This is a genomic window from Isoptericola chiayiensis, from assembly GCF_013149805.1.
Lineage (GTDB): Bacteria > Actinomycetota > Actinomycetes > Actinomycetales > Cellulomonadaceae > Isoptericola > Isoptericola chiayiensis.
The window spans coordinates 646766-668035 of sequence record NZ_JABEZT010000002.1 but is presented as its reverse complement, the minus strand read 5'-3'; the positions used below and the strand labels follow the sequence as shown (position 1 = coordinate 668035).

Genomic DNA, 21270 nt, shown 5'->3' with positions numbered 1-21270 from the left:
CCAAACCCTCGGCTGGGCCACCCCCGCCGAGAAACTCGACCAACTACTCTCGACCACCTGACAACCCGGTGTTGCAACGACCGGTTGAAACCGCCGCAACGTCGCCCCGAGGTAGGCGTACCCCGGCACGACGACGCCCCCGCACCCGGCGAGGGGTGCGGGGGCGTCGGACGCCGGTCGGTCGCGCGCGGCGACCGTGCGCGGGTCAGAGCGAGTCGACGGCCTTGGCGATCGCCGACTTGCGGTTCGCCGCCTGGTTGGCGTGGATGACGCCCTTGGAGACGGCCTTGTCGAGCTTGCGCGACGCGGTCTGCAGGGCGGCCAGAGCGGCCTCCTTGTCACCGGCGGAGACGGCCGCGTGCACCTTGCGCACGTGCGTCTTCAGCTCGGACTTGACCGAACGGTTGCGCAGGCGCGCCTTCTCGTTGGTCTGGATGCGCTTGATCTGAGACTTGATGTTTGCCACTGGTGGACTTCCTGGTGTGTTCGCCTGACGGCGAGCGGATAGGTCGTAGAGGGCGGCCGCAACTCCGGGACTGGGGTGGGGAACCCGTGGAGAGGAACTGCGGCTGTGCCCGCCGACCTGGGCGGACACGCAGAGATCTACGGTACCAGCCCGAGGCGCTCCCGCGGAATCGGCTGTGAGGAAGATCGCGTCAGCGGCGGGCGCGTCCCATCGCCGCCACGACCGCGTCGAACGCGCGGCGGTCCAGCACGGCGCCCTCGCGGCGCACCGCACCCGGCTCGACCCGCACCACACGGTTGATCCGCACCTCGCTCGGCCGGCCGCGCGCGTCCCACGGGCCCGATCCGATGTCCATCCAGAGCCGGCCGTACCGGGCCTCCTGGGCGGCGTCGCGGTCGTGGTCCTTGCTCGTGAGCTGCAGCGCCAGCAGCCACGGCCCGTCGTGCCCCACCAGCAGCACGGGACGGTCCTTGCCGCGCGCGTGGTCCTCCTCGAAGGGCACCCACGTCCACACGATCTCGCCGGGGTCCGGGTCGCCGTCCAGGTGCGGGGCGTACACCGGGCGCACGGCGCCGGTGAAGTCGCCCGGGTATCGAGTGCCGCGGTGGTCCGTGCGCCCGGCGGCTCGCGGGCCGGTCCGTGCACCGCGGCGCGCGCCGGAACGGGTGAGGGTCCGGCCGATGGCGCGGGCGGCGCCCCGCAGCAGGTGGGAGAGGCGGTGCGTCGTCACGGCGGACAGCCTACGGCCGGCGACCGACGTCGGGGCCGTGTCACGACGGGGAAACACGCCGGGAACACCCCGGTTCCGGGGCCCGTCTAGCGTGCGGTCATGGCGGACCTCTTCGACGACTACCCGCTGGGCGCGGCGTTCGACGAGCTGTTGGACCGGGACCGCGCGGTGCGCCCCCGGTACGGCCCGGTGCAGGACACCCTGGCCTCGCTGCGGTCGGACGAGGTCTCGGCGCGGGCCGAGGCCCTGGGTCACTCCTACCTGGCACAGGGGATCACCTTCGACGTCGCCGGCGAGGAGCGGCCGTTCCCGCTCGACGTGGTCCCTCGGGTGGTCGAGCCCGGCGAGTGGGACCGGATCACCCGCGGCGTCCAGCAGCGCGTGCGCACCCTCGAGGCGTTCCTCGCGGACGTCTACGGCCCTCAGGAGGCGGTGCGCGACGGCGTGGTGCCCCGTCGGCTCGTCCTGTCCAGCCGGGAGTTCCAGCGCGAGGCGCACGGCATCGAGCCGCCGAACGGGGTCCGCTGCCACGTGGCCGGCGTGGACCTGGTCCGCGACGAGGCCGGCGAGTTCCGCGTGCTCGAGGACAATGTCCGCGTGCCCTCCGGGGTGAGCTACGTGCTGGCCAACCGGCAGGCGATGGTGCGCACCTTCCCCGAGCTGTTCTCCCAGCTGCGGGTGCGCAGCGTCGTCGACTACCCGCGCCGGCTGCGCGCCGCCCTGGTGGCCGCCGCGCCGGACCAGGCACCGGACCCGACCGTCGTCGTGCTCACCCCCGGCGTCTACAACTCCGCCTACTACGAGCACGCGCTGCTGGCCCGGCTCATGGGCGTCGAGCTGGTCGAGGGCCGGGACCTGTACTGCGCGTCCGGCCGCGTCTACATGCGCACGACGGCGGGACCGCAGCGTGTGGACGTCGTCTACCGGCGGGTGGACGACGTCTTCCTCGACCCGGTGCGCTTCCGCGCCGACTCCGTGCTGGGCGTGCCCGGGCTGGTGGACTGCGCCCGCCGGGGCACCGTGACGCTGGCCAACGCGATCGGCAACGGCGTCGCGGACGACAAGCTCGTGTACAGCTACCTGCCCGACCTGACCCGGTACTACCTCGGGGAGGAACCCGTGCTGGCGAACGTGGACACCTGGCGTCTCGAGGAGCCCGGCGCCCTTGCCGAGGTGCTGGACCGGCTCGACGAGCTGGTCGTCAAGCCCGTGGACGGCTCCGGCGGCAAGGGCATCGTCGTCGGCCCCGACGCGAGCCGTGCCGAGCTGGCCACGCTGCGCGGCCGGCTCATCGCCGACCCGCGCGGCTGGGTGGCCCAGCCGCTGATCCAGCTCTCGACGGCGCCCACCTACGTCGACGGCGCCTTCCGCCCCCGGCACGTCGACCTGCGACCGTTCGCCGTCAACGACGGCGAGGACGTGTGGGTGCTGCCCGGCGGACTGACGCGGGTGGCGCTCGCGGAGGGCCAGCTCGTGGTGAACAGCTCCCAGGGCGGCGGGTCCAAGGACACCTGGGTGCTCGAGCCCCGCCGCGGCCCGCTGACCGGGGAGCTCGCCGTGGGCCGGGACGACCCGGAGGCGCAGGAGGTGCCGGACGGCGGGGCCGACCCGGCCGACGCGGGCGTGCCGATCGACGCGCACCCGGCCGACGTGGCCGGGGTCCGCGAGCAGCAGCAGCAACAACAGCAGCAGCGCGCGCGAGAATCCCGGCACCTGGTCGAGGAGGTGGGCTCGTGCTGAGCCGCATCGCCGAGTCGCTGTTCTGGATCGGCCGGTACGTCGAGCGGGCCGACGACACCGCCAGGATCCTCGACGTCCACGTCCAGCTCCTGTCCGAGGACCCGTGGGCCGAGGAGTCGCTGGCCTGCCGCTCCCTGCTGGCGATCATGGACCACCCGACCCCGCCGGAGTCCGGCCCGGTGGGACGCCAGACGGTGTTGCAGCTCCTCGCGCGCGACCGGACCAACCCGTCGTCGATCACCGGCGCGCTCGTCGCCGCCCGGGAGAACGCCCGCCGGGCCCGCGAGATCGTCTCGACCGAGCTGTGGGAGACCCTGAACACGACCCGCAACGAGGTCGAGCAGGTGGCCCGGCGTACGGGGCCGCACGAGTTCTTCTCCTGGGTGCGGCAGCGGGCGGCCGTGGTCGCCGGCCTCATGGAGTCGGCCACGCCGCACGACGCCACCTGGCACTTCATGGTGCTCGGGCAGTCGATCGAGCGGGCCGACATGACCGCGCGCCTCATCACCACCCAGGCACGGCTCGGTGCGTCCGGGCCCGGATGGACCACGCTGCTGCGGTCCTGCGGAGCCCACGAGGCCTACCTGCGCGCCCATCGCGGTCGCACCTCCGACGTGGACGCCGCCGGGTTCCTCGTGCTCGACCGGCTGTTCCCCCGCACGATCGTCTACGCGCTGGGCGTCGCCGACCGCGCGCTGCGGGCGCTCGAGCCCGTCGAGGGTCGCCGCGAGGTCAACGACGAGGCCGTGCGCGAGCTCGGCATCGTGCGCGCGCGGCTGCAGTACACGCGGCGCGCCGACACCCTCGAGGACCTGCCCGCGGTCATGGAGCAGGTCCAGCAGGCGTGCTCGCGGGCGAGCGAGGCGATCCGAGGCCGGTACTTCCCGTCGCCGGCGAACGCGACGGCCTGGGTGGGGGAGGCGCTGTGAGCCTGCTGAGAGTGGTGCACACCACGAGTTTCGACTACACCGACGCGGTGACGGCGTCGTACAACGAGGCGCGGATGACGCCGGTCGACGACGCCCGCCAGGTGGTGCGTGGGGCGCACGTCGACGTCCGGCCGCACACCTGGACGGACTCCTACCGCGACTACTGGGGCACGGAGGTGACGATCTTCGAGGTGCTGCGCCCGCACGAGCGCCTCGACATCGTGGCGACCGCGACGGTCGAGGTGGCGTCCGGCGGGCCGGCGCGCTCGGGAGCCGGCTGGGACGTCCTGGGCGGCGAGGAGGCCAGCGACGCGCACTCGCCGTTCCTGGCCGAGACGCCGACGACGGCGGTGCCCGACGACGTGGCGGCGCTCGCGCTGGAGACCGCGGCCGGCCTGGACCCGGACGACGCCGCCGAGGCGGTGTGCCTGGCGGTGCGCGACCGTCTCGAGTACGTGGCGGGCGTGACCACCGTGCACAGTCCGGCCGCGGACGCGTGGGCGGCCCGCGAGGGCGTCTGCCAGGACATGGCGCACCTCGGCATCGGTGCGCTGCGCTCGGTGGGCATCCCCGCGCGGTACGTCTCGGGCTACCTGCTGCCGCAGTCGGACGCGGCCGTCGGGGAGGCGGTGCACGGGGAGTCGCACGCCTGGCTCGAGTGGTGGGCGGGGCAGTGGGTCGGTTACGACCCCACCAACCGTCGGTTCGTCGGGGAGGACCACGTGGTGATCGGCCGCGGCCGCGAGTACGCGGACGTGCCGCCGCTGAAGGGCGTGTTCGCGGGGGCCGGGGCGAGCTCGCTGGACGTCACCGTGGAGATGACCCGGCTGGCGTAGCCGGGTCGCCGACGGCGTCGGTGCCGGCTCGCACGCCGCCGTCGAACCGCGGGGTGCGTTTGGTCAGGAAGGCCTCGACGGCGCCGCGGTGGTCGCCGGTGCGCACGAGCGCGTCCTGCGCGCGGGCCTCGGCCGCCAGGGTCTGGGTCAGCGAACGCTCGGGGCCGTCGGCCAGGAGGCGCTTGGACGCGGCGTAGGCCTGCGTCGGCCCTGCGGCCAGGCGCGCGGAGAGCTCGCGTGCCCGCTCCAGGGCGTCCGACGTCGGCACCACCTCGCCCGCGACGCCCCACGCGACGGCGGTGGTGGCGTCGATGGTGTCCCCGCGCAGCACGAGCTCGCGGGCACGGGCGCTGCCGACGGCACGGGCGAGGGTGACGGACAGGCCGGTGTCGAACGTCAGGCCGATCCCCGTGAAGGCGGTGCCCAGCACGGCGTCCTCGGCCAGCACCCGCAGGTCGGCCGCGAGGGCCAGCTCGAGCCCGGCACCGACGCACGCACCGTGCACGGCGGCCATCACCGGCTTCGGCATCGTGGCCAGCGCCTGGACGATGGGGTTGTAGTGGTGCTCGACCGTGCGCTGCTCGGCCCACCCGCCGGTCGCCAGGGCGTCGGCGTGCTCGCGCAGGTCCTGGCCGACGCAGAACGCCGGGCCGCGGCCCGCGAGCAGCACGGCCCGCACGGCAGGGTCGGAGCCGACGTCGGTCAGGGCCTCCAGCAGCGCCTGCTTGAGCGCCAGGTCCAGGGCGTTGCGGGCCTCGGGGCGGTTCAGGGTCACCTCGGCGACGGCTCCGCTGACGGAGACCTCCACGGGCGCTGACGACACTGGCCCCTCCTCGGGTGCGTCCGGGCGCCCGGTGGGCCCCGGGCTGGTGGCAGTCAAGCATCGTCCGCGTGCCGGATCGACCCGGACGGCGTCTCAGTCCGACCGGCGCTGCCCGGTGTCGGGTCAGGGCACGACGCCGGGCGCCAGCGCTGCGCGCACCGCTGCCTCGTCCCCGTCGAGCCGCACGCCCGACTCGGCCGTGGTCAGCCGGCGCCACAGCAGCAGCGCGAGCTCGCGGGCGGGCGCCGTGAGCGTCGCGGCGGGGTCGTCCGGACGGCGGCCGTCCTCGTGCGCGCCGAGCGTCCAGCTCTCACCGACGTCGGAGGCGACCAGCCGGACGGTGCGCGGCAGCGGGTCGACGCGTCCCAGGCGGACCTGGCGGGGCTGGAACATCCGCGCGACCTCGTCGACGCCGTCGGCCCAGACAGCGGCGGGCACGTCGACCGGTTCCCGTGCGGCGTCGGGGCCGGAGGCCAGGCCGGCGGCGCGCAGGTCGTGCAGGTGCACCAGCGTCTCGTGGAGCTGGCGCCGGTGCCAGAACGACGCCGGCCCGGTGCCGAGCAGCGTCCACGCGGTGGCGTCGGGCCCGAGCGCGGTCAGCGTCTCGCGCAGCTCGGCCGCCTGGGCGGCGTAGAACGGTCCGAGGTCGAACGGGCCGCGCCCCAGGGGCGTCTCCTGGCGGCGCCGTGCCTGGCCGGCCGCCCAGTGGTGGATGCGTCCCAGGTGCACCACCAGGTGCCGCACCCGCCACCGCCCGCAGGCGGGCACGGGTGCCTCCGGGTCGGTGGCGGGGATCCGGGCCGCGAACTCGGCCTGCACGGCGCTGAGCAGGCTGAGCCGGTCCAGGTCGTCGACGCCGGGGCCGCGGCGTCCGGTCGCGGGGTCGACGGCGGTGCTGCTGGTGGTCATGACGGCACCGTAGGCGGGCGCGGGTCCGATTCCCAGGCTCGGTGCCGCCGTCGGGCGTCGACATCCTGCCGCCCGGCGGGCGCCGGCGTCGGGTGGCGGTGACGCGGCGTGGGACAATGACCGGGCCCATCCCACAAGCCCCGACCCGACGGAGCGAGACGAGTTGCCCATCCCGTCTGCCGCGCTGAGCGAGCGCATCCAGCCCAACGCGACCGCGCCCGAGCTGATCCGCAACTTCTGCATCATCGCCCACATCGACCACGGCAAGTCGACGCTGGCCGACCGCATGCTGCAGCTCACCGGCGTCGTGCAGCCGCGGGACGCCCGCGCGCAGTACCTCGACCGGATGGACATCGAGCGTGAGCGCGGCATCACGATCAAGTCCCAGGCCGTGCGCATGCCGTGGCAGCTCGGCGAGGAGCCGTACGCGCTCAACATGATCGACACCCCGGGGCACGTGGACTTCACCTACGAGGTCTCCCGTTCCCTCGCGGCGTGCGAGGGTGCCGTGCTGCTGGTGGACGCGGCCCAGGGCATCGAGGCCCAGACGCTGGCGAACCTGTACCTCGCCATGGAGCACGACCTGGAGATCATCCCGGTCCTGAACAAGATCGACCTGCCCGCCGCGCAGCCGGAGAAGTACGCGGCCGAGCTGGCCGGCCTGGTCGGCGGGGAGCCGGAGGACGTGCTGCGGGTCTCGGGCAAGACCGGTGAGGGCGTCGAAGAGCTCCTGGACCGGATCGTGCACCGCGTCCCGGCGCCCGTCGGCGACCCCGACGCGCCGGCCCGCGCCATGATCTTCGACTCCGTCTACGACACCTACCGCGGCGTGGTGACGTACGTCCGGGCGGTCGACGGCGACCTGAACCCGCGCGAGCGGATCCAGATGATGTCGACCAAGGCCACCCACGAGCTGCTCGAGATCGGGGTCATCTCGCCCGAGGCGATCAAGACCAACGGTCTGGGCGTCGGGGAGGTCGGCTACCTCATCACGGGCGTCAAGGACGTGCGCCAGTCCAAGGTGGGCGACACGGTCACGGCGGCGAACAATCCCGCCGAGAAGCCGCTGGGCGGCTACGAGGACCCCAAGCCGATGGTGTTCTCCGGTCTCTACCCGATCGACGGCTCGGACTACCCGACCCTGCGCGACGCGCTGGACAAGCTCAAGCTCAACGACGCCGCCCTGAACTACGAGCCGGAGACGTCCGTGGCACTCGGGTTCGGGTTCCGCGTCGGGTTCCTGGGGCTGCTGCATCTGGAGATCGTGCGTGAGCGCCTGGAGCGCGAGTTCGACCTCGACCTGATCTCGACGGCCCCGAACGTCGTCTACGACGTGACGATGGAGGACGGTACCGAGGTCAAGGTCACCAACCCCTCGGAGTTCCCGGGCGGCAGGATCAAGGACGTGCGCGAGCCGATCGTCAAGGCGACGGTGCTGACGCCGAGCGAGTTCGTCGGGGCCGTCATGGGCTTGTGCACGGACCGGCGCGGTCAGCTCGACGGGATGGACTACCTCTCGGAGGACCGCGTCGAGCTGCGCTGGACCCTCCCGCTGGCCGAGATCGTCTTCGACTTCTTCGACGCGCTCAAGTCGCGCACCCGCGGCTACGCGTCGCTCGACTACGAGCCCTCGGGCGACCAGGCCGCCGACCTGGTCAAGGTCGACATCCTGCTGCAGGGCGACCAGGTGGACGCGTTCAGCGCGATCGTGCACAAGGACGCCGCCTACGAGTACGGCGTGAAGATGACGGCCAAGCTCAAGGAGATCATCCCGCGCCAGCAGTTCGAGGTGCCGATCCAGGCCGCCGTCGGCGCGCGCATCATCGCGCGCGAGACGGTGCGGGCGATCCGCAAGGACGTGCTCGCCAAGTGCTACGGCGGCGACATCTCCCGCAAGCGCAAGCTCCTCGAGAAGCAGAAGGAGGGCAAGAAGCGCATGAAGAACATCGGGTCCGTGGAGGTCCCGAAGGAGGCGTTCATCTCCGCGCTGTCCTCCGACGGCGCCGGGGGCAAGGACGGCGGCAAGGACAAGAAGAAGTAGTGCCGGCCCTGCCCGACGGAGAACCCGTCCCGCCCGACGGGACGCTGCCGGCGGCGGTGGCCCGCACGGCGCACGACGGCGGCACCCGGGCGCCCGGACCGGCCCCCGCGGGCCGGTTCGGGGTGTACGTGCACGTGCCGTTCTGCTCGGTGCGCTGCGGCTACTGCGACTTCAACACCTACACCGCCGCCGAGCTCGGCGGCGGTGCCTCCCAGGTGGCGTACGCCGACACGGCGCTGCGCGAGGTGGACCTGGCGGCCCGCGTGCTGGCCGACGCCGGGCTGTCCGGGCGTGAGGTCTCGACGGTGTTCGTCGGCGGCGGCACGCCGACGATGCTGCCGGCCGGCGACCTGGGCCGGATCGTGCGCCGCATCGATGCCACCTGGGGCCTGGCCGAGGGGGCGGAGGTCACCACGGAGGCGAACCCCGACTCGGTGACCCCCGAGTCGCTGGCGGTGCTGGCCGACGCCGGGTTCACCCGGGTCTCGTTCGGGATGCAGTCGGCGGTGCCGCACGTGCTGGCCACGCTGGAACGTACCCACGACCCGGACCGCATCCCCGACGTCGTGCGCTGGGCGCGTGACGCCGGCCTCGACGTCTCGCTGGACCTCATCTACGGCACGCCGGGGGAGTCGCTCGCCGACTGGCGCACCTCGGTGGAGACGGCACTGGCCACCGGGGTCGACCACGTCTCGGCGTACGCCCTCGTGGTCGAGCCGGGCACCAAGATGGCGGCCCAGGTCCGCCGCGGCGAGCTGACGCTGCCCGACGAGGACGACCAGGCGGCCAAGTACGAGCTCGCCGACGACCTGCTGACCGCCGCCGGTCTCGACTGGTACGAGGTGAGCAACTGGGCTCGCGGGGCCGAGCACGCCTGCCGGCACAACCTGGCGTACTGGCGCGGTGACGACTGGTGGGGCATCGGCCCGGGCGCGCACTCCTACGTCGGCGCGCCCGCCGGCGGGCCTGCCGACGGCGTGGCGGGCGTGCGCTGGTGGAACGTCAAGCACCCGCGGCGCTACGCCGCGCTGCTGGAGGACGGGCGCTCGCCCGGTGCCGGGCGCGAGCTCCTCACCACGGCCGAGGCGCACCTGGAGCGCGTGATGCTGGGGGTGCGGCTGGCCGAGGGGCTCGACCTCGACGTGCTGGAGGCCGACGGCCGCCGCGCCGTGGCCGGACTGGTGGCGTCCGGGCTGCTCGACGGGGCGGCCGCGGTCCGTGGTCGGGCCGTCCTCACGCGGCGCGGCCGGCTGCTGGCCGATGCCGTTGTGCGGGACCTGACGGTCTGATCAGCGCACGAACGTGACGGCGAACGGGTACTCGTAGCGTTCGTCGCGCGACGCGGCCACGGCGCCGAGGATGCTGAAGACCAGCGAGCACACCCAGATGCCGAACGCGAGGACGCCGCCGAGGAACGCGAGCAACCCGATGATCGGGATCATCGCGACGACGCCGAAGACGACCCAGACGGCCACGTAGCCGATCAGGAGCGTGAGCTGGAAGTTCAGCGCCTGCTTGCCCTGGTGGTCGACGCGCGCGCTGCGGTCCCGGAACACCAGCCACACGACCAGCGGGCCGACGACGGACAGGACGACGCCGCTCACGTGGGCGAGGACCGACCAGGTCCGCTCGTCCTGCGGCGCGAGCGGTGCCTGAGGCGACGGGGTCGTCTGGTGCGGGGTGGGTTCGGTCACGGCAACCTCCATGAACGTCATGATCCGGACTTTCCGGCCGACGGGCACGGTAGCGACGAAGCCCCCGTCCCCGGACGGAGTTGACGGGGAACTGAGGTCGATTCACCCGCCCCGCCCGCGCCGCGTGTCCGCTACTTCACCAGGCGGAGCGTCAACGGGTACTCGAAGTCCTCGTACCGGTTGACGGCGAGCGCCGCGATGATCGCGAAGACGATCCCGAAGACCCACACCACGCCCAGGATCAGGAACCCGACCAGGATCCAGGTGAGGAGATAGCCGATCACGGTGCCGATGAGCAGCGTGAGCTGGAAGTTCAGGGCCTCCTTGGCCTGGTTCGCCACGTAGGTGCTGCGGTCGCGCAGGACCAGCCAGATCACCAGCGGCGCGACGAAGGCGAGCCAGCCCACGGTCAGGACGCCGACCAGGAGCGGGCCCAGATGGGCGAAGATCGCCCAGGTCCGCTCGTCGGACCGGGACAGCGGACGCGGTCCTTCGAACCCGCCGGCGCCCGGTGGGGGAGGTGTCTGTGTCATGGCTCCATTGTCCCAGGCCGGGCGGTGCGAAGTCACCCATAGCGGACGCGCCGTGCGTTCCGGTGGCGACGGCGCTGGTCAGGGACCACCCTGGTGCCGATCCCACCCGCACCACCAGGAGGAACGATGAGCGAGAACCCGCCGAACCAGCCCGGGCGCCCCGAGGACCCGTACGGCGAGGAGCCCACGCAGCCGACGCCGCCCCAGCAGCCCTACCAGCAGCCGCCGTCGTACCAGCAGCAGCCGCCCGCTCAGCCGTACCAGCAGCAGCCGCACCACGAGCAGCCGGGCAGCGGCGGCCAGCAGCCGTTCTACGCGAACGCCGCCTCGTCGGCGGCCGGCGTGGCCCGCGACGACACGAAGGGTCTGCTCGGCTCGCTGTTCGACTTCTCGTTCGCGAACTACGTCACCCCGAAGATCGTCAAGATCGTCTACGTCATCGTGACGATCCTGCTGGCCCTCGTCTGGCTGGGCTGGTTCATCTTCGGCGTCGTGACGCTGTTCTCGGACCAGTGGTACATCGGGCTGTTCACCATCCTGTTCGGATGGATCGTCGCCCTCGTCTACCTGGCGATCTACCGGATCGGCCTCGAGGTCTTCCAGGCGGTGGTGAACATCTCCGAGAAGGTCAACCGCTACGCCGAGCGCGACGGGATCGTCTGACCCGTCCCGGCGGCCTCACGCCGTCACGAAGTCGATGAGCTCCTCGACCCGGCCCAGCAGGGCCGGGTCGAGGTCTCTGAAGTCGCGCACCGAGGCCAGGATCCGCTGCCACGCCCGGCCGACGTCGGCGGTCGTGTCCGCCGGCCAGCCCAGCTCCGCCAGGATGCCGCGCTTCCACTCCGTGCCCCGGTCGATCGTGGGCCAGGCGTCCAGCCCCACCCGTGCCGGCTTGACCGCCTGCCAGACGTCGACGTAGGGGTGCCCGAGCACCAGCACCGTGCCGTCGGGCACGGTGCGCAGCGCGTCGGCGGCGATCCGCTGCTCCTTGGCGCCGGGCACCAGGTGGTCCACCAGCACACCGACCCGCCGGTCCGGCGTGGGGTCGAACTCCGCGAGCGCCTCGGCGAGGTGGTCGACGCCGTCGAGCATCTCGACCACGACCCCCTCGATGCGCAGGTCGTCGCCCCAGACCTTCTCCACGAGCTCGGCGTCGTGCTTGCCCTCCACCCAGATGCGCGAGCCGCGGGCCACGCGCGCGCGGGCGCCGTGCACGGCCACCGAGCCCGACGCCGTGCGCGTCGGGGCGGCCGGTGCCCGGGATGTGACGGGGGCGGTGAGCTCGACGGGCTGCCCGTCGACCCAGAAGCCCGGGCCGAGGGGGAACGACCGCACCTTCCCGCGCCGGTCCTCGAGGACCACCAGGTGCACCCCGCCGGACTTCTCCACCCGGGTCACGGCCCCGACCCAGCCGGAGCCGACCTCCTCGACCACCAGGCCGGTCTCGGCCGGCACCGGCGCCGACGTGGGCCGACGGCGGTGGTGGGCGGACCCGTCCGGCGCGCCGGGGGAGGAGGACAGGACGTCGGAACCGTAGCGATCGTGCACGGCGTGAGCCTACGGAGCCGTGCGGCGTCGCCGGCGACCGACACTCCGGGACCTCGTGGCACGGGACCGCCGTCGTCGCCGGACCTGTCGGCGGCTGCGCGTAGGATGGATGGCACTCGACGCACGAGAGTGCTAAGACCGGACGAGGACACGGGGAAGACGAGCGAGGGGAGGGTCACGTGAGCGAGGTCCGCAGGTTCGAGGTGCTGCGCGCCATCGTCGAGGACTACGTCACGACGCGCGAACCGGTGGGCTCCCGCATGCTCACCGAGCGCCATCGTCTCGGCGTGTCCCCGGCCACGATCCGCAACGACATGGCCGCCCTGGAGGAGGCCGGGTACATCGCCCAGCCGCACACCTCGGCCGGGCGGGTGCCCACGGACGCCGGCTACCGGGTGTTCGTCGACCGCCTCGCCGAGGTGCGTCCCCTCAACGTCCCGCAGAAGCGCGCCATCGAGACCTTCCTGTCCGAGGCCGTCGACCTCGACGACGTCCTGACCCGCGCCGGGCGGCTCATCGCCCAGCTCACCGGGCAGGTCGCCGTGGTCCAGTACCCGTCGCTGCGACGGTCCGGGCTGCGGCACCTCGAGCTCGTCCCGGTGGCCGAGGGGCGTCTGCTCGTCGTCGTCATCACCGACACCGGCCGCGTCGAGCAGCGCTTCTGCGAGCTGCCGCTGCGCCCGGACGGCACCGACGGCGGGATCGTGCTCGACGACATCACGCTCGGCGAGCTGCGGGCGCGCTTCAACGCGGCCGCCGCCGGCAAGCGCCTGCGCGACCTGCCGACGGCGTTCGCGGGCGTCGTCGAGGCCGTCGGGCCCGAGCTCGGCGGCGTCGCCCAGGCCGTGGCTGACCTCGTCGTGGACACCCTCGGCGAGGAGGGCGAGGAGCGGATCGTGCTGGCCGGCACCGCCAACCTGGCCCGGTCCGAGGCCACCTTCGAGCAGGGGCTCAGCCCCGTGCTGGAGGCCCTCGAGGAACAGGTCGTGCTGCTCGGTCTGCTCACCGAGATGGCCGGCGACGGCGTCGGGGTGCGCATCGGGCACGAGAACCGCCTCGACGGCCTCACCGAGACGTCCGTCGTGGCCTCCGGCTACGGTACCGACGGCGACACGGTCGCCTCGCTCGGATCGATCGGCCCCACCCGCATGGACTACCCCGGCACCATTGCCTCGGTGCGTGCCGTGGCCCGCTACCTCTCCCGGGTCCTGCCGAACTGACCGGCCGGCCCCGGGGAACCTGACCAGACTTCTCAACGTCACCGAAGAGAGACCTGTGACCGACTACTACGAGATCCTCGGCGTCGAGCGCGACGCCTCGCCCGAGCAGATCAAGAAGGCCTACCGCAAGCTCGCCCGCACGCTGCACCCGGACGTCGCCGGGGCGGAGGGCGAGGAACGCTTCAAGGACGTCGCCCGCGCCTACGAGGTGCTCTCCAACCCGGAGAAGCGCCAGCAGTTCGACATGGGGGTGGACCCCAGCGCCCCGGGTGGTGCCGGCGGCGGGTTCGGCCAGGGCTTCGGCTTCCAGGACATCTTCGAGACGTTCTTCGGGGGCGGCGGGCAGCCGTCCGGCCCCGTCCCGCGCGCCCGCCGCGGCCAGGACGCGCTCGTGCGCCTCGACATCGACCTCGCCGAGGCGACGTTCGGCGCCAAGCGCGAGCTGCAGGTCGACACCGCCGTGGTGTGCGGCACCTGCAGCGGCAACGGCTGCCGGCCCGGCACCGACGTGCGCACCTGCGAGGTCTGCCAGGGACGCGGCAACGTCCAGCGCGTCGCCCGCTCCTTCCTCGGCCAGGTCATGACCACCGCACCCTGCGCCGCCTGCCAGGGCTTCGGCACGGTCATCCCCGAGCCCTGCGCCGAGTGCTCCGGCGACGGCCGCGTCCGCTCGCGCCGCACCCTGAGCGTCAACGTCCCCGCCGGCGTCGACACCGGGACCCGCATCAAGCTGTCCGCACAGGGCGAGGTCGGCCCCGGCGGCGGCCCCGCCGGCGACCTCTACGTCGAGATCCGCGAGAAGGCCCACGACACGTTCGTACGCCGGGGCGACGACCTGCACTGCACCCTGCAGGTCCCCATGACCGCCGCCGCCCTGGGCACCGTGCTCGAGCTCGCCACGCTCGACGGACCCGAGGAGATCGACCTGCGTCCCGGCACCCAGCCCGGCCAGATCGTCACCCTCAAGGGTCTCGGCGTCGGCCACCTGCACGGCAACGGGCGCGGCGACCTCAACGTCCACGTCGAGGTCACCATCCCCACCTCGCTGGACGACGAGCAGGGCGAGCTGCTGCGCAAGCTCGCCGCCGCACGCGGCGAGGAGCGCCCCGAGCCCCGCCTCACCGCCGCCCACCCCGGCGTGTTCTCCCGGCTGCGCGACAAGTTCGGCGGCCGGTGACCGCGCCCGGCACGGACCCGGCATGAGCGCACCCGTCTTCCTCGTCGACGACGGCGCACCGCCCCTGACGGTGCAGCCCGGCGGCACGTACGTGCTCACCGGGCCCGAGGGCCGGCACGCCGCCGTCGTCCAGCGCCGCGGACCCGGCGAGCGCGTCGACGTCGTCGACGGGGCCGGCACCCGGCTGCACGGCGTCGTCGCGTCGGTCGACGGCCACGACCTGCACCTCACGGTCGAGGACGTCACCCACGAGGCGGCGCCCACGGTGACCGTCGCCCTCGCCCAGGCCCTCGCCAAGGGCGACCGCGACCACCAGGCCGTCGAGGCCGCCGTCGAGCTCGGCGTCGACCGGGTCCTGCCCTGGCAGGCCGACCGGTCCGTCGTCGTCTGGCGCGGTCCGCGCGCCTCCAAGTCCCACGCCAAGTGGGAGGCCACGGTGCGCTCCGCCGTCAAGCAGTCCCGCCGGGCCCGGCTGCCCGCCGTCGACCAGCACGTGACCACCCGCGGCCTGGCCGAGCGCACCCGGGACGTCGTCGCCGTCGGCGGTGCCGTCGTCGTGCTGCACGAGGAGGCCACGACGGCGCTCGCGGATGTCGTGTTGCCCGCCCCCGCGTCCGGGGCGCCCGCACCCGAGCTGCTGGTGGTCGTCGGGCCCGAGGGCGGCATCGGCGCCGACGAGCTCGACGTCCTGACCGGCGCCGGCGCCGTCACCGCGCGGCTCGGACCCCACGTGCTGCGCACCTCGACGGCGGGACCCGTCGCCGTGGCGCTCCTGAGCGACCGGCTTGGCCGGTGGCGGTAGCGTGGAGCGCATGACGGACACCGCCGAGACGGACTGCCTCTTCTGCAAGATCGTCGCCGGGGACCTGCCGGCCGACGTCGTGGAGACGACCGAACGCGTCGTCGCCTTCCGCGACATCGACCCGCAGGCGCCCGTGCACGTGCTCGTCGTGCCCAAGGAGCACCACGGCGACGTGTCCGTGCTCGCCGCCGCCGACCCGACCCTGCTCGCCGAGGTCGTCTCCGTCGCGGACACCGTGGCCCACGACCTGGCCGACGGTCAGTACCGGTTCATCTTCAACTCCGGCCCCCGCGCGGGCCAGAGCGTCTTCCACGTGCACGGCCATGTGATCGCCGGCACCCAGCTGGGATGGAGTCCCGCCTGAGCATGACGTCCTCCGTACCGTCGTCCCACCCGGCCGCGTCCACGCCGTCGGGCACCCACAGCGCCGAGCACCGGGTCGTCGTCCCGCCGCACGTGCCGATGGTGGCGCTGCTCGGCAGCGGCGACGCCGTGCTGCGGGCCGTCGAGGACGGCTTCCCCGCCGTCGACGTGCACGCCCGCGGCAACGAGATCGCCGTCCGCGGCCCCTCGCAGGACGTCGGGCTGGTCTCCCAGCTGCTCGACGAGCTCGTCGAGGTCGCCGAGTCCGGAGCCCAGCTCACGCCCGAGGTCGTGTCCCGGTCGGTCGCGATGCTCACCGCAGCGACCGTGCACCGGCCCGCCGAGGTGCTCACCCACCAGATCCTGTCCAGCCGAGGCCGCACGATCCGACCCAAGACGGTCGGGCAGAAGTCCTACGTCGAGGCCATCGACGCCAACACCATCACGTTCGGCATCGGCCCCGCCGGCACCGGCAAGACCTACCTCGCGATGGCGAAGGCCGTGCAGGCGCTGCAGGCCAAGCAGATCAACCGGATCGTGCTCACGCGCCCCGCCGTCGAGGCCGGGGAGAAGCTCGGCTACCTGCCGGGCTCCCTCAGCGACAAGATCGACCCCTACCTGCGGCCGCTGTACGACGCGCTGCACGACATGCTCGACCCCGACGCGATCCCGCGGCTGGTCGAGTCCGGCACGATCGAGGTCGCCCCGCTGGCGTACATGCGGGGACGAACGATCAACGACTCGTTCATCATCCTCGACGAGGCGCAGAACACCTCCGCCGAGCAGATGAAGATGTTCCTCACCCGGCTCGGGTTCGGCTCCACGATGGTGATCACCGGCGACGCCACCCAGGTCGACCTGCCGGGCGGGACCGCGTCCGGGCTGCGGGTCGTCGAGGACATCCTCACCGGCGTCGACGACGTCGAGTTCTGCCGCCTGGGCAGCGGCGACGTCGTGCGCCACCGGCTCGTCAGCGACATCGTGGACGCCTACGCACGGTGGGACAGCACCCGCCCGGCCGACGACCGCCGTCGTCCCGGCCGCCACGACCGAGGAGGACGCCGGTGAGCATCGAGGTCAACAACGAGTCCGGCGTCGACGTCGACGAGGCCGAGTTCGCGGCACTGGCCCGGTTCGCCCTGGACGAGCTGCACGTGCACCCGCAGGCCGAGCTGTCCATCCTGTTCGTCGACGTCGAGGCCATGACCGACCTGCACGTGCAGTGGATGGACGAACCGGGGCCCACCGACGTGCTGTCGTTCCCCATGGACGAGCTGCGACCCGGACGCGAGGGCGAGGAGACCCCGCCCGGCACGCTCGGCGACATCGTGCTGTGCCCCGAGGTCGCCGCGACCCAGGCGCAGGCCGCCGGGCACTCCACCGTCGAGGAGATGCTGCTGCTGACCACGCACGGGATCCTGCACCTGCTCGGCTACGACCACGCCGAACCGGACGAGGAGGCCGAGATGTTCGGCCTCCAGCGCCGGCTCCTGCTGACCTTCCTGGCCGGGCGGTGACCCGTGGAGGCTCCTGACGCCCTGCTGTGGGTGGTGCTCGTCGGCGCGGTCGCGATCTCCGCCGTGCTCAGCGCCGGCGAGGCGGCCGTCCTGCGCGTGACGCGGGTGTCGCTCGCCGTCGCCCTCGAGGAGGTCGGCAGCGAGGGCCCCCCGGCACGACGACGGCGGATCGAGCGTGCGCAGGCGCTCGCGGCCGACCCCGAAGCCGCCGGGTCGTTCGCGCTGGTGCGCGTGCTCGCCGAGACGGTGTCGGTCGCCAGCGCGACCCTGCTGCTGGCGCACTGGTTCGGCCGCTGGTGGGAGGTGCTGCTCGGGGTCCTCGTCGTCGGCGTCGTGGCGGGTCTCCTCGTGGTGCGGCTCAGCCCGCGCACGTGGGCGCACCACCGACCCACCCAGGCCCTGGTCGGCCTCGCGGGTCCGCTGACCGTCGTCCACCGTGCCGTGGCGTGGGTGCCCCGCCCCCGCGCGGGCGGCGAGACCCCCGGACAGGACGCCGACGAGCTGCGCGAGATGGCCGACCGCGTGCGGGAGAACGAGGCGATCGAGGAACCCGAGCGCGAGCTGCTGCGCTCGGCGCTCGAGCTCGGCGACACCCTCGCCCGCGAGGTGATGGTGCCGCGCACCGACATGGTCACCACCGGGTCCGCCACCCCGCTGCGCAAGGCGATGCGCCTGTTCCTGCGCTCCGGGTTCTCGCGGGTGCCCGTGGTGGGGCGGACCGTGGACGACCTGGTCGGCGTGGTCTACCTCAAGGACGTCGCACGCCTGCTCGACGCCGACCCCCGCGCCGAGGACCGGCCCGTCGGCGACGTCGTGCGCGAGGCGATCTTCGTGCCCGAGTCCAAGCCGGCCGACGACCTCCTGCGCGACATGCAGGCCCGCCGCTCCCACATCGCGATCGTCGTCGACGAGTACGGCGGCGTGGCCGGCCTGGTCACCGTCGAGGACGTGATCGAGGAGCTCGTCGGCGAGCTCACCGACGAGCACGACACCGCGCCCGAGCCCGAGCCGGAGGAGCTGGACCACGGCACGTGGCGGGTCCCCGCACGGCTGCCGGTGGACGAGCTGGGCGAGCTGTTCGACCTGCGCCTGGACGACGACGACGTCGACACCGTCGGCGGCCTGCTCGCCAAGGCGCTCGGCAAGGTCCCGCTGCCCGGCTCCGCCGCCGACGTCGGCGTGCTGCGCCTGGAGGCGGAACGGGTCGAGGGGCGCCGCAAGCAGCTCTCGAGCATCCTGGTGCGACGCACCGCCGTCGAAGCAGCGGACGGGGACGCCCTCGTGCCGCACGATCAGAAGGACTCCGCATGACCACCCCCGAGGACCACCGCTCCGGGTTCGCCTGCCTCGTCGGCCGGCCGAACGTCGGCAAGTCGACGCTCACCAACGCGCTGGTCGGCCAGAAGGTCGCCATCATGTCGGCGCGGCCGCAGACCACCCGGCACACGATCCGCGGCATCGTCCAGCGCGACGACGCCCAGCTCGTGCTCGTCGACACCCCGGGGCTGCACCGACCCCGCACGCTGCTCGGCGAGCGGTTGAACACCCTGGTGGTGGACACCCTCAGCGAGGTCGACGTGGTCGCGTTCTGCCTGCCCGCCGACCAGAAGATCGGCCCCGGCGACCGGTACATCGCCAACCAGCTCGCCCCGCTGATGGAGGGCCGGCGCGCCGTCCCGGTGGTCGCGGTGGTCACCAAGTCCGACCTGGTCGGCAAGGGCGAGCTGGCGGAGCACCTCATGGCGGTGGACCTGCTCGCCCGTTCGCTGGACCGGGACTGGTCGGCGATCGTGCCCGTCTCCGCCAAGGGCGGTTACCAGGTCGACGAGCTCACCGACGTGCTGATCGCCCACCTTCCCGAGGGGCCCGACCTCTATCCCGGGGGCGAGCTCACCGACGAGCCCGAGGAGACGATGATCGCCGAGCTCGTGCGCGAGGCGGCCCTCGAGGGCGTCCGCGACGAGCTGCCCCACTCGCTGGCGGTCGTGGTCGAGGAGATCGTGCCCCGCGAGGGCACCGAGGACGAGTCCACGGGCCGGCCGCCGCTGCTGGACGTGCGCGTGAACCTGTTCGTCGAGCGCGAGAGCCAGAAGGGCATTATCATCGGGCGCGGCGGGTCGCGGTTGCGGGAGGTGGGCTCCCAGGCCCGCGAGGGCATCGAGAAGCTGCTCGGCGCGCGCATCTACCTGGACCTGCACGTCAAGGTCGCCAAGGACTGGCAGCGCGACCCGAAGCAGCTGCAGCGGTTGGGCTTCTGAACGCCGAGTAGCATCCGGTAGGTGGTGTTCCGGACGATCGCGACCAGCCTGGCCCTGCTGGTCGGGCTGGCGGTGATCGGGTCGGTCGCCGGGCCGCAGTGGCACCCCGTGCCGGTCCGCGACCACATCACGCCGTCGACGGCGGACACGACCGTGGACACCTCGGGCCCGGCCGTGCTGGCGCCCGGGGAGATCGGGGAGGTCGGCGACCTCGCGGTGCGCACCACGCCCGTGACGGTGGAGCTCGACGGCGCGGAGGTGGGCGGTCTGCTGCGCCGCCCGGTCGGACCCGACGGGACGCTCCTGACCGGCCGGCCGGGCCTGGTGTTCGTGCACGGTGCGGGAACCGGCAGCGCCGACGAGGCGTTCGTCGACACCGCCGAGCTGCTCGCGAGCGCGGGCGTGGCGACGCTCGTGCCGGACAAGCGGCTGGACACGTACTCCACGCGCGACCGCGACTACGTGGCGATGGCCGACGACTACCTGCGCTCGGTGGACCTGCTGCGGTCGTCCGAGGGCGTCGACCCGGAGCAGGTGGGGGTCTACGGGGAGTCGGAGGGCACGTGGGTGGCTCCGGTGATGCAGGTCGCGGACCCGCAGATCGCCTTCACGGTCCTGGTGTCGGCCCCGGTCGTGCCCCCGCGGGAGCAGGCCGCGTTCGCCGTCGACAACTACCTGCGCAACACCGAGGTGCCGGACCAGGTCTTCCGCGCGATCCCGCGCGCCGTCGGCATGCAGCTCCCCGGCGGGGGGTTCGACTACGCGGACTTCGACGTCCGGCCCTGGCTGGAGCAGCAGACGGCACCGGTGCTCGTCGTGTACGGCACGGCCGACCCGTCGATGCCCATCGAGCAGGGCGTGCGGCTCATCGCCGCCGACACCGCCGTCGGGGCCGGCGCCCCGGTCACGGTCCGGTACTACGGCGGTGCGGACCACGGCATCCGGCTGCGTGACGAGCTGCCCGAGGGTGCGCCCGAGGACCTCGAGGCGCCGCTGCACCCCGACTTCCCGCGGGACATGGCCGCCTGGATCCAGGGCATGCCGGGCACGGCCGATGCCGAGCCCCACGTCGCCGGGGCCGAGCCCGAGCAGCTCTACCTGGCCGCGCCCGTGCCGCAGCCGCGCTGGTGGGGCAACGGTGACGTCGTGCTCGCCGTCGTGGTGGCGGGCACCGGGCTGGTGGTGCTGTCCCTGGTGGCCTGGGGGGTGACCGTGCTCGCCCGGCGCGCCACGCACCGGCCCGGTCGGACCCGCCTCAAGCGGTTCGCGCCCGGCGTCGGGCCGCCGCTCGTCGCCCTCGGGCTCTTCGCGACGGTCACCGTGGTGGCGCTGACCGTCTACCTCGCCGCGGTCGCGCGTCTGGCCATCGACTACGAGCGCGACGCCCTCGTCGTCCAGGGTGGGTGGATCGCCGTGCGGCTGCTCGGGGTGGGCGCCGCGGTCGCCGCTGCCGTCCTCCTGCAGCGGGTCGTGGACGCCCGGTCGCGCCCGCGCGAGGACGCCGGGCCCGTCGCGCGGGGTGCCGTCGCTCACGTCACCCTGTGGGCCGTCGTCGTCGGCTCGGCGTTGTTGCTGGTCACGGTCGCGTACTGGGGGGTGTACCAGCTCGGTCTGTGACCTGGTGCGCGCGGTGACCTGACGTGGCCGTCGTCATCAGGTAGAAACGTTCCGGGCCGGTCCCGGC

The 21270-nt window shown here is 73.4% G+C and carries 22 protein-coding genes; 15 read left to right on the top strand and 7 right to left on the bottom strand.

The genetic code is table 11. The features are described from left to right. Positions 1-205: 205 nt before the first annotated feature. Together rpsT and HDG68_RS06215 are read right to left on the bottom strand one after the other, a co-directional pair. Positions 206-466, bottom strand: a complete 261-nt coding sequence (gene rpsT / locus HDG68_RS06220; RefSeq protein WP_172150270.1) for a 30S ribosomal protein S20 — start codon at positions 464-466, stop codon at positions 206-208. Positions 467-656: 190 nt separating this feature from the next. Beyond that, the gene (locus HDG68_RS06215; protein ID WP_343037451.1) at positions 657-1196 is read right to left on the bottom strand and encodes a type II toxin-antitoxin system PemK/MazF family toxin; all 540 of its coding nucleotides are present in this window, start codon (positions 1194-1196) and stop codon (positions 657-659) included. Between the two features lie 99 nt (positions 1197-1295). Here HDG68_RS06215 and HDG68_RS06210 point away from each other — a divergent pair, with 99 nt between their 5' ends. From HDG68_RS06210 to HDG68_RS06200, 3 genes are read left to right on the top strand one after another with little or no spacing between them, the layout of a single operon-like run. Further along, a complete protein-coding gene (locus tag HDG68_RS06210) occupies positions 1296-2936 on the top strand; it encodes a circularly permuted type 2 ATP-grasp protein (protein WP_172150268.1) in 1641 nt (546 codons plus the stop codon). Beyond that, a complete protein-coding gene (locus HDG68_RS06205) occupies positions 2930-3865 on the top strand; it encodes an alpha-E domain-containing protein (RefSeq protein WP_172150266.1) in 936 nt (311 codons plus the stop codon). The genes HDG68_RS06210 and HDG68_RS06205 overlap by 7 nt, the downstream gene beginning before the upstream one ends. After that, positions 3862-4701 (top strand): transglutaminase N-terminal domain-containing protein, encoded by an 840-nt coding sequence (locus tag HDG68_RS06200; protein WP_172150264.1) that lies wholly within the window; start codon positions 3862-3864, stop codon positions 4699-4701. The genes HDG68_RS06205 and HDG68_RS06200 overlap by 4 nt, the downstream gene beginning before the upstream one ends. Here the strand turns inward: HDG68_RS06200 and HDG68_RS06195 are convergent. Both HDG68_RS06195 and HDG68_RS06190 read right to left on the bottom strand, forming a co-directional pair. Then, positions 4673-5524, bottom strand: a complete 852-nt coding sequence (locus tag HDG68_RS06195; RefSeq protein ID WP_172150262.1) for an enoyl-CoA hydratase-related protein — start codon at positions 5522-5524, stop codon at positions 4673-4675. The genes HDG68_RS06200 and HDG68_RS06195 overlap by 29 nt on opposite strands. 123 nt (positions 5525-5647) lie before the next feature. Continuing rightward, a complete protein-coding gene (locus HDG68_RS06190; RefSeq protein ID WP_172150260.1) occupies positions 5648-6433 on the bottom strand; it encodes a maleylpyruvate isomerase N-terminal domain-containing protein in 786 nt (261 codons plus the stop codon). Positions 6434-6596: 163 nt separating this feature from the next. Between HDG68_RS06190 and lepA the strand changes: the two genes are divergently transcribed. Both lepA and hemW read left to right on the top strand, forming a co-directional pair. Further along, positions 6597-8474 carry a translation elongation factor 4 gene (gene lepA, locus HDG68_RS06185; protein WP_172150258.1) on the top strand — a complete coding sequence of 626 codons (1878 nt, stop codon included), beginning with the start codon at positions 6597-6599 and terminating at the stop codon, positions 8472-8474. Further along, positions 8474-9763 (top strand): radical SAM family heme chaperone HemW, encoded by a 1290-nt coding sequence (hemW, locus tag HDG68_RS06180; protein WP_172150256.1) that lies wholly within the window; start codon positions 8474-8476, stop codon positions 9761-9763. Before lepA ends, hemW begins: the two co-directional genes overlap by 1 nt. Here the strand turns inward: hemW and HDG68_RS06175 are convergent, their stop codons facing one another. Together HDG68_RS06175 and HDG68_RS06170 are read right to left on the bottom strand one after the other, a co-directional pair. Continuing rightward, complete coding sequence (locus HDG68_RS06175) at positions 9764-10168, bottom strand: DUF4870 domain-containing protein (RefSeq protein WP_343037450.1); 405 nt, start codon at positions 10166-10168, stop codon at positions 9764-9766. A 131-nt stretch (positions 10169-10299) separates the two neighbouring features. Continuing rightward, positions 10300-10701, bottom strand: a complete 402-nt coding sequence (locus tag HDG68_RS06170; RefSeq protein ID WP_172150254.1) for a DUF4870 domain-containing protein — start codon at positions 10699-10701, stop codon at positions 10300-10302. Between the two features lie 126 nt (positions 10702-10827). Here HDG68_RS06170 and HDG68_RS06165 point away from each other — a divergent pair, with 126 nt between their 5' ends. Continuing rightward, on the top strand, positions 10828-11364 hold the full coding sequence (locus HDG68_RS06165; protein WP_172150252.1) for a DUF4282 domain-containing protein: 537 nt from the start codon (positions 10828-10830) through the stop codon (positions 11362-11364). 15 nt (positions 11365-11379) lie between these two features. Here the strand turns inward: HDG68_RS06165 and HDG68_RS06160 are convergent, their stop codons facing one another. Continuing rightward, positions 11380-12249 (bottom strand): DUF3097 family protein, encoded by an 870-nt coding sequence (locus HDG68_RS06160; RefSeq protein ID WP_172150250.1) that lies wholly within the window; start codon positions 12247-12249, stop codon positions 11380-11382. 179 nt (positions 12250-12428) lie between these two features. Between HDG68_RS06160 and hrcA the strand changes: the two genes are divergently transcribed. Genes hrcA through HDG68_RS06115 form a run of 9 tightly spaced genes read left to right on the top strand, consistent with a single transcriptional unit; the run spans position 12429 to position 21203 of the window. Further along, positions 12429-13469, top strand: a complete 1041-nt coding sequence (gene hrcA / locus HDG68_RS06155; RefSeq protein WP_172150248.1) for a heat-inducible transcriptional repressor HrcA — start codon at positions 12429-12431, stop codon at positions 13467-13469. Positions 13470-13524: 55 nt separating this feature from the next. Next, positions 13525-14646: a molecular chaperone DnaJ gene (dnaJ, locus tag HDG68_RS06150; protein WP_172150246.1), complete on the top strand. Its 1122-nt coding sequence runs from the start codon at positions 13525-13527 to the stop codon at positions 14644-14646. A 22-nt stretch (positions 14647-14668) separates the two neighbouring features. Next, positions 14669-15448, top strand: coding sequence for a 16S rRNA (uracil(1498)-N(3))-methyltransferase (locus tag HDG68_RS06145; RefSeq protein ID WP_172150244.1), 780 nt, complete (start codon positions 14669-14671; stop codon positions 15446-15448). 10 nt (positions 15449-15458) lie between these two features. Beyond that, positions 15459-15812, top strand: a complete 354-nt coding sequence (locus tag HDG68_RS06140; protein ID WP_172150242.1) for an HIT domain-containing protein — start codon at positions 15459-15461, stop codon at positions 15810-15812. Positions 15813-15814: 2 nt separating this feature from the next. Continuing rightward, positions 15815-16879: a PhoH family protein gene (locus HDG68_RS06135; protein ID WP_172150240.1), complete on the top strand. Its 1065-nt coding sequence runs from the start codon at positions 15815-15817 to the stop codon at positions 16877-16879. After that, positions 16876-17328 (top strand): rRNA maturation RNase YbeY, encoded by a 453-nt coding sequence (gene ybeY / locus HDG68_RS06130; protein WP_172150238.1) that lies wholly within the window; start codon positions 16876-16878, stop codon positions 17326-17328. The genes HDG68_RS06135 and ybeY overlap by 4 nt, the downstream gene beginning before the upstream one ends. Positions 17329-17331: 3 nt before the next feature. After that, the gene (locus HDG68_RS06125) at positions 17332-18639 is read left to right on the top strand and encodes a CBS domain-containing protein (protein ID WP_172150236.1); all 1308 of its coding nucleotides are present in this window, start codon (positions 17332-17334) and stop codon (positions 18637-18639) included. Beyond that, a complete protein-coding gene (era, locus tag HDG68_RS06120; RefSeq protein WP_172150234.1) occupies positions 18636-19586 on the top strand; it encodes a GTPase Era in 951 nt (316 codons plus the stop codon). Before HDG68_RS06125 ends, era begins: the two co-directional genes overlap by 4 nt. Before the next feature lie 21 nt (positions 19587-19607). Then, a complete protein-coding gene (locus tag HDG68_RS06115) occupies positions 19608-21203 on the top strand; it encodes an alpha/beta hydrolase family protein (RefSeq protein WP_172150233.1) in 1596 nt (531 codons plus the stop codon). Positions 21204-21270: the final 67 nt, after the last annotated feature.